Origin of the sequence: Novosphingobium rhizosphaerae, assembly GCF_050920675.1 — a bacterium.
GTDB lineage: Bacteria > Pseudomonadota > Alphaproteobacteria > Sphingomonadales > Sphingomonadaceae > Novosphingobium > Novosphingobium rhizosphaerae.
Genome location: NZ_CP137861.1, coordinates 351,985 through 362,684, shown reverse-complemented (window position 1 = coordinate 362,684; position 10,700 = coordinate 351,985). Strand labels below are relative to the sequence as shown.

8 protein-coding genes are annotated in these 10,700 nt (G+C 66.2%); all 8 read right to left on the bottom strand.

Annotation, left to right across the window (positions count from 1 at the left end; translation table 11 throughout):
* Nucleotides 1-165 precede the first annotated feature (165 nt).
* Entirely contained in the window at nucleotides 166-1,449 is a 1,284-nt protein-coding gene (gene wecC / locus R9J51_RS01775) for a UDP-N-acetyl-D-mannosamine dehydrogenase (protein WP_349237513.1), read from the bottom strand.
* 529 nt (nucleotides 1,450-1,978) lie between these two features.
* On the bottom strand, nucleotides 1,979-3,157 hold the full coding sequence (locus R9J51_RS01770; RefSeq protein ID WP_432787779.1) for a DUF2252 family protein: 1,179 nt from the start codon (nucleotides 3,155-3,157) through the stop codon (nucleotides 1,979-1,981).
* Nucleotides 3,154-3,381, bottom strand: a complete 228-nt coding sequence (locus R9J51_RS01765; protein ID WP_432787778.1) for a hypothetical protein — start codon at nucleotides 3,379-3,381, stop codon at nucleotides 3,154-3,156. Before R9J51_RS01765 ends, R9J51_RS01770 begins: the two co-directional genes overlap by 4 nt.
* 123 nt (nucleotides 3,382-3,504) lie before the next feature.
* Nucleotides 3,505-5,799, bottom strand: coding sequence for a molybdopterin-dependent oxidoreductase (locus tag R9J51_RS01760; protein WP_169476748.1), 2,295 nt, complete (start codon nucleotides 5,797-5,799; stop codon nucleotides 3,505-3,507).
* A gap of 273 nt (nucleotides 5,800-6,072) precedes the next feature.
* Nucleotides 6,073-7,899 (bottom strand): polysaccharide biosynthesis/export family protein, encoded by a 1,827-nt coding sequence (locus R9J51_RS01755; protein WP_218843525.1) that lies wholly within the window; start codon nucleotides 7,897-7,899, stop codon nucleotides 6,073-6,075.
* Nucleotides 7,900-7,923: 24 nt separating this feature from the next.
* Complete coding sequence (locus R9J51_RS01750; RefSeq protein ID WP_179505699.1) at nucleotides 7,924-9,246, bottom strand: chain-length determining protein; 1,323 nt, start codon at nucleotides 9,244-9,246, stop codon at nucleotides 7,924-7,926.
* Entirely contained in the window at nucleotides 9,243-9,908 is a 666-nt protein-coding gene (locus tag R9J51_RS01745; protein WP_168556249.1) for an ABC transporter ATP-binding protein, read from the bottom strand. Before R9J51_RS01745 ends, R9J51_RS01750 begins: the two co-directional genes overlap by 4 nt.
* Entirely contained in the window at nucleotides 9,905-10,696 is a 792-nt protein-coding gene (locus R9J51_RS01740) for an ABC transporter permease (protein ID WP_168556250.1), read from the bottom strand. Before R9J51_RS01740 ends, R9J51_RS01745 begins: the two co-directional genes overlap by 4 nt.
* Nucleotides 10,697-10,700 lie beyond the last annotated feature (4 nt).

Genomic DNA, 10,700 nt, shown 5'->3' with positions numbered 1-10,700 from the left:
AAGAGAGCCCGATCCGAAACGCTGGCGGCTTGGTCTGGTAGCCCCTGGCCACCGCCGCTGCGTTATCCGCTGCCGTCCGCCCCCTGGCGGCTGGCCCCCGCCGCCTGGCGCGTGACGAAGGTCAGTTCGTCAGCCGCGCGCAAGGCGGGGTTGCGGATCGGGCGCTCAGTCCGTCCAGATCCCGCGTGCGTCCACGATCTCCACCCCGTCGCGCCGCTTGGGCGAAACGGTCTTGAATGGGCGGTGATCGACCAGCAGGGTCCAGACATCGGCTTGATCGAGAGCGGCAAAGCCATCGATCAGTTCAACGCCGCAGGCCGCCAGTGCAGGCGGCAGCACGGCAATATTGGGTTCCACGACCAGCAGCGGCCGCGAGAAATGGGTGGACAGGTCCTTGACGATTTCCACCGCAGGGCTTTCGCGCAGGTCATCGATGTCGGGCTTGAACGCCAGGCCGAACGTGGCCACGCGCACCTGTTCGGGGGCGCAGCCCTTGCGTGCGGCCACCGCGCGCGCCGCAGCCAAGACCTTTTCCACCACCCAGTGCGGCTTGCTGTCGTTCACCTGGCGCGCGGTGTGGATCAGGCGCGATTCGTCCGGGCTGCGGTTGACGATGAACCACGGGTCAACGGCGATGCAGTGCCCGCCCACGCCCGGCCCCGGCTGCAGGATATTGACGCGCGGATGGCGATTGGCCAGCCGGATCAGTTCCCACACGCTGATGTCCAGCTTGTCGCAGATCATCGACAGCTCGTTGGCAAAGGCGATGTTCACGTCGCGAAACGCGTTTTCGGTCAGCTTGCACATCTCGGCCGTTCGAGCGGACGTGACCACGCATTCGCCTTTCACGAACGTGCTGTAGAGCGCCACGGCTTCGGCCGAGCAGCGCGGGGTGAGGCCGCCGATCACCCGATCGTTCTCCACCAGCTCGCGCAGCACATGGCCGGGCAGCACGCGTTCGGGGCAATAGGCGACGGCAACGTCCGCCGCTTCGCCCGCTTCCTGCGGAAAGCTCAGGTCCGGGCGCGCTTCGGCCAGCCAGGCCGCGATTTGTTCAGTCGTGCCCACGGGCGAGGTGCTTTCCAGCACCACGAGGTTCCCCTTGGCCAGCACCGGCGCAATCGCGCGCGCTGCTGCCTCGATGTAGGAAAGATCGGGTTCGTGGCCATCGCGGAACGGGGTGGGCACGGCGATCAGGAATGCGTCGGCCGGCTCGGGCTTCAATGTCGCGCGCAGGCGCCCTTCCCGTGCGGCGGCATGCACCACCATGTCCAGGTCGGGCTCCACGATGTGGATGCGGCCCTTGTTGATCGTCTGCACCGCGATTTCGTTTACGTCCACGCCGATCACATCGATCCCGCGTGAGGCAAAGACGGCGGCAGTGGGCAGGCCGATATAGCCAAGGCCGATCACGGAAACCCGCTTGAAGCGGTGGGCAGGGGTCATCATCTTTTCGGTTTCATCCCTCAAAGGCGCCGCAGTGGCCATGGCGCATGCCCCCTTTCATACGTGATATCCCGTGGCAAAAGCCTTAATATTGGCGGGCCTTTGCGTGGCGACAGGTCTGAAATCCGTGTGCATCGGGCGCCATGGCGGGCGGTGGTTCGGCCAGTGGATGGCAGACCGGAGCCACCGCCGCGCGGGCGACCGTTTGCATTTTTTCGGCTGCGTCTTGCTGCCGGTGAAACAACAATTCCTCACTTCCGCCCCCGGTGCGAGCCGAGAAACCTCCGGAAGCAATGAATCGCGCCGCCGCGAAATGCACTATCCGCACAAATACTCAGTATTTACTTTCGTTTCGGAGCAGACCGGCGAGCGCGCCGGCATTTCAAGCGGCCTTGGGCCGCGCAATCCTTGCCGGAACACGCCAAAAGCGCATCCTCGCCTTGCCCGGTCGAGAAAGCGCGACGTGTGGCGAATCTGCCGTCACGGCGCAGGATGGACTATCTGGTCGGAAGGCAGGCAGCCGGCGGGCCGGTCACATCAGGTTGCGGCAATGCTCAAGGTAGCCGGCCTCGTGCCGCGCCGCCAGGTCGACCACGGTTTGCCACAGCCAGGATGGCGCATCGGCCTGTGCTAGGTCCGGCAGCAGCATGTCGCGCCAGGCGTGGCGCGTGGCATCGCTCATCTGCCGGGCATGGCCCATGCCGACGATGTAGGCGAGGTAAGATGCTGCTGCGACCGCCTGCCGGCGCGAGAATTGTGCCACCTCGATCTTGAGGTCTTGCGGTGCCAGTTCGCGCAGCACCACAGACTTGCCCAGCAGGTGGGCGGGGATCATCCGCTCGCCCAGGTTGGGCGCCAGCGCGCGGGCGCCAGCGACCACGCGCTGCGCGGGATCGGATGGCATGGTCGCCCCCGGCGCTGCTGGCGCCACTGAAGGAATGGCTTCCTTGATATCGACCAAGGCGAGGTATTCGGGGCCATGCTTGTCGGCGCGCACGCCCAATACCACGGCATGGCGCAAGCGGCCCAGCGAACTGCACCCCTTGCGCCAATAGGCCGCATCCAGCACGCGCAGGTGTCCTTCCTCGCCATAGCCGGCGAGCGCCAGGGCCCGCGTTCGAACGTGCGGATCGGCAAAAAGCGCATCCACCGCATCACGCTCGTGATCGGCCAGGCGCCAGAACCGCTGGCCCAGCGGCAGCGTGGGGGCGGGGCCATCGATCCGCTCGTTGGCCAGATGCCGCCACCGGCGGCCCGCAGCGCGGCGGCGCACGGCGCGCACCACCTTGGGCTCGGTCGGGTCGTCTTCGGTTTCGGGGGACAGCGCACGGGCATAGCCATCGATCATCGCCGCCAGCATGTGCGCGGTGACAACGCCCGGCAGGTCGGAACTGCGTGCGGCGGTTTCGAGCGACAGTCCCAGGCGAATGAGATCGAGCGCCGGGTTGCCGATCACCGTCTGGTCCAGATCGCGAATCTGGATGGCAAAATCGTGGTGCCGATCAGCCAGCGGGCCTAGGTTGCCCAAGTGGCAGTCGCCACAAATCCACACGTCCGGCCCAGCCGGGACATGCGCCATGGCGGGTGAGGCTTGCAGCCATTGGTAGAACTGCGCCGTGTTGCCCCGCACATAGGCATGGACCGACCGCGCCATCTTCAACGCGCGCCGTGCCTCCAGCGCGGCGTCACGGCGATCGGGGGTGATCTTCAACCGGGATGGCCTGCCTGTGCCTGGGCCCGCGCTTTCTTGGCATAGTGATGGTGCGCCACCACGCAGCCCGCCGCCGCACCGGCCAGGGCATGGCCCTTGCCCACGAAATGTCCGGCCACGCCACCTGCCACGGCACCCCGGATGCAGCCCTTGGCCATGGCCGGCTGGACGGAAAGGGTGGCGGTGGCCAAGGCGGCAATCAGAACAAGACCTTTGCGCATCATCTATCTCCTTCGTCGCGACACAGCGTGGGAAGGGCGGTGGAGTTCCATGAAGAATTTGTCATGCGCGGCGCGCAACAAGGTTGTTTGGACAACTTTCTGATCTGGCGCCGAAAGTTCCCGGTTCTAGAGGTTGCCATCGCGTTGCGCGATCGGCGGCGGATCGAACACCGTCACGGGCGGCGGTTCTCCTGCGAACAGCCGCGCCTGGACCAGGCAGGTTTGCGCAACGCACCCCTGGGACAAGCCCGAGGCGCCCCGGTCGAGCGTCAGCACGTTGGGATTGCCATGCCGTTCAAGGTCCGTGCCGGGATCGAACCAGGCGCCGGTCGCCAGCCGCGCGACGCCCGGCATGATCGCGTCGCTCAGGATCGCGCCGGCAAGGCAGCGGCCCCGATCATTGAACAATTCGACCAGATCGCCATCGATGATGCCGCGCGCGGCCGCGTCGGCACGGTTGAGGTAGACCGGCTCGCGCCCGGCAACCTTTCCCGCTCTGCTATAAGGACTTGCGTCAAGCTGGCTGTGCAATCGCCGCTCGGGCTGATCGGACAGCAGGTGCAACGGATACGTTTCGGCCTTTTCATGGCCAAGCCACTCGAACGGCTCGAGCCACACGGGGTGGCCGGGGCAGTCGGGAAGGTCAAAAGCGGCGATCCGCTCCGAAAAGATTTCGATCTTGCCCGATGGCGTCGGCAGTGGATGCGCGCGCGGATCGTCGCGGAAATCGGCGTGCATCACATGGGGGGCGTCATGGACTGACAGATCGATCAGCCCGTCTTCCCAGAATTGATCGAAGTCGGGCAGGTCGATCCCGTTGGCTGCGATCTTTTCCGCGCATTCGCCATAGATGCGGCGAAGCCAGCCGGTCGTGTCTAGCCCCTCGGTAAAGGCTTGTTCCACGCCAAGACGACGGCTGAGAGCGGCGAAGATTTCGTGATCATCGCGCGCTTCCCCCTGCGGCGGCGTGGCCTGGCGCATGGCCACGAAAAGCCCTTCGCGCGTGGCAAAGCCGATATCGTCGCGTTCCAGCGAGATGGTTGCAGGCAGGACGATGTCGGCCTGCCGCGCGACCGGAGTCCAATGCTGTTCCTGCACGATGATCGTATCCGGACGCGCCCATCCCTGCCGAAGCCGGTTCAGATCCTGGTGATGGTGGAAGGGATTGCCACCGGCCCAATGCACCAAGCGGATATCGGGATAGCTGTGCAACCCGCCATTATAGGTGAAGCGCTCCCCCGGATGCAGCAGCATGTCGGCAATGCGGGCGCAAGGGATGAACGTTACAACGCTGTTGCGCCCCTGCGGAAAGACCGGGCCGGGCAGGCGCGGGTGGGCGCTGCCCATGACATTCATCGCGCCATAGCCAAGGCCATAGCCGCCCCCGGGCAGACCGATCTGGCCGACCATTGCGGCCAACGCCACCAATGCCCAGAATGGCTGTTCGCCGTGCGCGGCGCGCTGCAACGCCCAGGCGCAATTGAGCATGGTGCGATGGCGCAGCAGGTCATGGCCGAGGGCAGCGATGCGAGCCGCGGGGACGCCCGTGATCGCCGCTGCCCATTGCGGTGTTTTGGGCGTGGCGTCCGCCTGTCCCAGCAGATAGGCGCGGAAGATGTCGAAGCCGACCGTGTGACTGTCCAGGAAGCTGCGGTCGAACAGCGGATCGTGCAGCACCACCCACGCCAGTGCCAGCATCATGGCCGTGTCGGTGTTGGGGCGGATGGCAATCCATTCCCCTGCATCACCGTCGCCCAGATTATCGCCCACCGGACCAATGTTGATGATCCGTGCGCCGGCTTCTCGCAGGCGCTTGAGGCCAGCGCGCGCACGATGACGGCCAGCACCGCTGGAAGAGACGCGCGTGTTCTTGAGCGGGACACCGCCGAAGCTGACGAACAGGCTGCAATGCGCCTCCAGCACGTCCCAGCTCGTATGGGAGGCGTTGCTTTCGTCCATGCTGGTGGCGATATGCGGCATCAGCACCCGCCCCGCGCCCAGGCTATAGCTGTCTACGCTCCGCACATAGCCGCCCAGCGCATTGTAGAAGCGATGGAGTTGGCTTTGCGCGTGGTGAAAGCGGCCGGCACTGGCCCATCCGTAGGAGCCGCCGAAGATCGCCTCGTTGCCATGGTTATGCCGCACCCGCGCTATTTCGGCGGCGGTCATGTCCAGCGCTTCGTCCCAGGAGAGCTCGACAAACGGTTCTTCGCCGCGTCCCGCGCGCTTTCGTCCCTCCAGCCAACCTTTTCGAACGGCCGGGCGGGCGATGCGCAGCCGGGTCATGCTGTCGTCCAACTGGTCGAGCCCGATGGGATTGGGATCGGGGTCGGCGCGCAGCGGCGAAAGGTGCGGCGCATCATCGCCCGCCCCGGCGTTGATCTCATAGACGCCCCAATGGGCAGCAGAATAGCGGGTCATGACAAGCTGGCGCCGAAGGGGGGAAGCACGTGCAGCGTGCGGTCAACCACCCCGGCGCGGCAATACCGGTCGGCCGTCTCATGACGCTCAGCAATCAGGGACATGGGCAGGGTCACTCTTCAAAGAGACGCATGCCTAGCGTTCGGGATGCTGCCTGACGCATGATGATTGCAAATAGGTCGAATGGTTCTGCTCACAGTTCCCGGCAAGGACCGTTGCGCTGCAACGGGGTGCGATTGCTGCCTGTAGGCAGAACGCGCCAAACCCCGTTGGTCAAAGCCCCAGCACAACCTTGGCGCTCACTGCGATCTGGTAGAGGATCTGCGTCATGTCTTTGAGGATCTGGCGCGATTTTGTGTCGATGCGGGGCAGCACGAGCAGGTCATCGCCGCTGCGCACGGCGTGGCTTTGTGCGGCAACTTCCTCGAAACTGCCGTCGGCGTGGGCCACCACGATACGGCGGGCGGCGCTTTTCTGGGTATAGCCACCTGCACGGCTGACATAGCCATTGGCGTCCAGGCCCTGTTGCCAGGCGACGGCATTGGGGAACAGCACTTCGCCGCTAACCAGCACGAGGCCATCGCGCGTGGGCACGTGCAGCAGGTCGCCGTTTTCCAGCAGCAGGTCGTCGCGCGCCGGGCCCTGGCCGATCACCACCTGGCCCAGCGGCTGCACCTTTCGCGCGCGGTCGATCCATTGCAGGATCAGGTCGGCCTCGTTGCGGCGCAACTGGCTTTCATCGTTGGTGCCCGATCGCGCCGTCAGTGCGGCCTGTTCCAGGCTGTGCAGGCTGGCGTCCAGCATGGTCTTCTGCCGGTCCTTCACGCTCTGCCGGAACAGTTGGATGCTGCCCGCATCCGATCGCTGCGAAAAGCGGATCTGCTGCAAGAGATCGCCCAGGTGCGCGCCATAGGGCAGCACATATTCCTGCGGGCTTTCATGCTCGCCCTCTATCCGCACGGTGATCGTGCCCGCTTTCTTGTCGGCGGTGAATTCGATCGTGTCGCCATTGCCAACTGGCAGGGCGCCGGCATCGGCCAGCGGGCGATAATCCACGTTCTTCACCGGCCCGGTGTTGCGCGTGATACGCATGTGCGTGGCCGATGGCTGCGGCCCGGCGAGCAACATGACATCGGCGGTGGTGGGGTGGGCATTGCGCGGAAATTCAAAGACGTTGGCATTGTTGGCCAGGCCCAGCACACTCACCGTCTGCTGACGCGGCCCGACGAAGATCACGTCGCCATCGCCCAGCGGCACCGGCGGCATGACCCCGCGAAACAGGAACTGGTAGAGATTCACGTGGGCGCGCACCTGCTCGCCGCGCTTGACCTCCACATCGATGAAAGTGCCGCGATCGGGATCGATGCCGCCGGCTGCGTCCAGGTAATGCAGCAGGCCATCCATGCTGGTGCCGTCATAAAGCCCCGGCCGCCGCACGAAGCCGCCCACGAACACGCGCACCGGCTGCGCTTCGGCCAGCGAGGCATAGACATAGACGTTGCTGCGAAACGTCGCGGCCGCCGCGCCCGTGACCACCCGTTGCAGATCCTGGTTGCGCACGCCGGCCAGGTGGATCGGGCCGATATTGGGCAGGAACACGTTGCCTTGCGGGTCCACCGTCTGCACCTGGGCAAACTGGAACGCTCCCCACAGCCGCAGCACCACCCGGTCTCCCGCCGTGACCACGTAATCGGGGTTGAAATGGGCTGCGCCCGTGCGGGCAAAGGCACCGGTGAACAGCTGCGCGCCAAACACCGGGCTGGCCGAATTGGCGGCATAACTGGCCGCCGGTGCCGCGCCGGGGGTAACGGGCGGTGCCCCAGCATCGACCAGAGCCGCCGGCGGCGGCGTCGGGCTGGCGCTGGGCACGGCCAATGGCACGCTGGGCAGACTGCCGCCATTGCCGATGCCGGCATTGCCCATGGCATTGGCGATCGTGGCCAGGGTGGTGGGGTCGGCATTCTGCAAGACCTGGCTGACCAGGCCGGGCGGCAGTCCCTGGGCTGAGCCCTGCACGGGCGAAGCCAGCAGGGGCAAGGCAAGCGAAAGGCCCAGCGCCAGCCGGCCGCGGCTGGGCATGGAATGGCAATCACGGCGCATGGTGGCGCTCCTTAGGGTTGCAAGTCAGTCGACATGGTCGCGCACCACCGACACCAGCAGCAGCAGGATCGCTGCCACGACGAAAGCGGCCAGGGTGAACGCGAGGGAATTGTAGAGCCGGCGTGGGCGGGCGGGGTATTCGGGCAGGGTGGGCGCCTGGACCACGGAAATCTGCTTCATCGCCTGCATCGCGGTGATCCGCCCCTTTTCCAGCGCGGCCAAGGTGGTCTGGTACAGCGACTGGCTGAACTGCGCCTCTTGCTGCAATTGGCGAAAGGCATCGGCGCGGCGGTTGAGCGCCTGCGAATCCGACGATGTGGCGCGGCCCCGTTCGCGGGCGAGTTCGGCGTCGATCGCGGCAATCTGCTGGCGCACGGCCACCACATCGGGATGGGCCGGCACGAGATAGGCTTCCAGCGTTCCGAGCTGGGTCTGCAGCGCGCTCTTGCGCGATTCCAGCTGTGTGATCGTGCCGGCCACGGCCTCCAGCGTGCCATCGGGCGAAACCATCCCGGCCTTGCTCTGGAAATCGAGCACGGCCTTGCGCGCGGCCTCGTTGCGCCGGCCCATCTGCGCCGCCTCGCCGGCCAGGAAATCCACCTGCGTCTGGGCGAGGCGATGGTCGTTGGCGTTCATGAACGCAGCGCCTTCGCGCAGCATGGCCGCCACGATCGCCTGCGCCACGCCGGGGGCATAGGCGCTGGCTTCCACATGCAGCACGCCCTGGTTGTCGTCGTAATCCACTTTCACCCGCGCCTTCATATAGTCGCGAAAGCGGGCGAGCGGCACGTCGGGCGCCGAAAGACGCGACAGCCAATCGTGCCGGCGATCGGCATAGTGGGCGCGCAAATGCAGGCTGGCATCCAGCCGGGCGAGCATGTCCTGCGACAGCAGGTGGTTGCGCAGCAGCATCTGGTCATTGCGATTGCCAGCGCCGGAAAGGCCGGAAAGCAGCCCGCCCAAGCCACCGGGATCGATGGCGCCCATGTCGGCCCGTTGCACCACCACGTCGGTTTCCGAGACATAGAGATCCGACGCGATCAGGCACCAATAGGCCGTGGAGCCAAGGCTTGCCGCGCCCGCCAGGCCCAACACCAGGTTGCGCACCTTTGCCGCGCGCCAGCGCCGGCGGGCTAGCGAAGGGGGCGCCAGCGTGCCGCTTGCGGGCCGGCGTGGGCCGGCCAGCGGCACGGCCGGCGCGGCTTCATCGCTCGATGGGGGGGGGACGCCGGGTTGGAATGCCTGTTCGGGCTCGCTGTCGGGCGCTGGCCGCGTGCGGGCAACCGGCGGGGCAGGATCGGTTTCCGGTTTCGCCGGGGGCGGCGGAAAGGCAAGCTCGGTGCTCATGCGGGCAGGGTTTCCTTGTAGGCCGTGATCGCCTCGCCCAGCCGGTCGAACCAGGTCAGCTTGCCTTCGTGCAACAGCATCCCGGCGGTGCAGAACCGCTTGAGCGTGCCGGGATCGTGACTGACCATGATCACGCTGGCCTGGTTGGCGCGGCGGCGGAATTCCTCGGCAGCGCGGGCGCGAAAGCTGGCGTCACCGGCCGATGTGGCTTCATCGGAAATGTACACGTCGAAATCGAACGCCAGCGAGATGGCAAAGCGCAGGCGCGCAGCCATGCCGGTGGAATAGGTGCGGATCGGCTCGTCAAAGCGGTCGCCCAGCGCGGCAAATTCGGCAATGCGCGCCAGGCGTTCGGGGATGTCATCCTCGTGCCCATGGATGCGGCAGACGAAACGGGCATTCTGCCGCCCGGTGAGCGTGCCTTGCAGCCCACCGCCAAAGCCGAGTGGCCAGGATACACGGCAATGCCGCTCCACCGCGCCGCGCGTGGGTTTGTCCACCCCTGCCAGGATGCGCAGCAGGGTGGATTTGCCCGCTCCGTTGGCCCCCAGGATGCCCACGCTGACCCGCGGCGGAATGACGAAGTTCACGTCATCAAGCACCCACGGCCCGGCACCGTGCGCTGTCATGTAGCGCTTGCTCAGGCCGCGCCCCACGATCATCGCGCACCCACCTTGTGTGCCAGCCGCAGTTGCAGCGCCAGGCCAAGCAGCAAGAGCCCCAGCACCCAGGCGAAGAGATAGCCGGCATCGGTTTCGGGCACTGCCTGGTAATTGTCGGAAAGCCCCATGCGCACCAGTTCCACCCCGTGGGCGAGGGGATTGAGCATGAGCAGCGCGCGCCAATCGGCCGGCAGCGAGCCGATGGGAAACATCACGCCCGAAATCATGTAGAGCGGACGCAGCACGATCTGCAGCACCTGGCGCGTTTCGCGCATCATCGTGGTGCAGGCCGAAACCACCATGCCGAACCCCACGCCCAGCAGCCACATTGCCGCGCTGGCGCCGGCCATGGCCAAGGGGAATTGCGGCATGAACGGGTGGCCCCACATCGCCAGGAACGCGATCAGCAACAGCGTGATCACCAGCCAGCTCGCCCCTTCGAGCAGCCCGCGCGCAACCAGCGTGTCCACCGGCTTGACCTGGCGATAGGCAAACAGGGCGGAATTGTCGGCCGGCGCGCCGGCTACGTGGTCGGCCGTCTTGCGAAACAGGAAGAAGGCCTGGATCCCAACCATGATCCACACCGGCGTATCGAGGTTGCCGACGCTGCGCACTTGCACGGCGGAATAGAGCACGAGCAGGTAGGCAACATGGAACACCGGCTCGAACAAGACCCAGGCCCAGGAAATGCGGGTGGCGAACAGCCGGGTCAGCGCCTCGCGCAGGATCAACGCGCGCCAGACCGACCAGGTGACCGCCAACGAGGAACGGGGAGGGGAACCGGCCATGGCG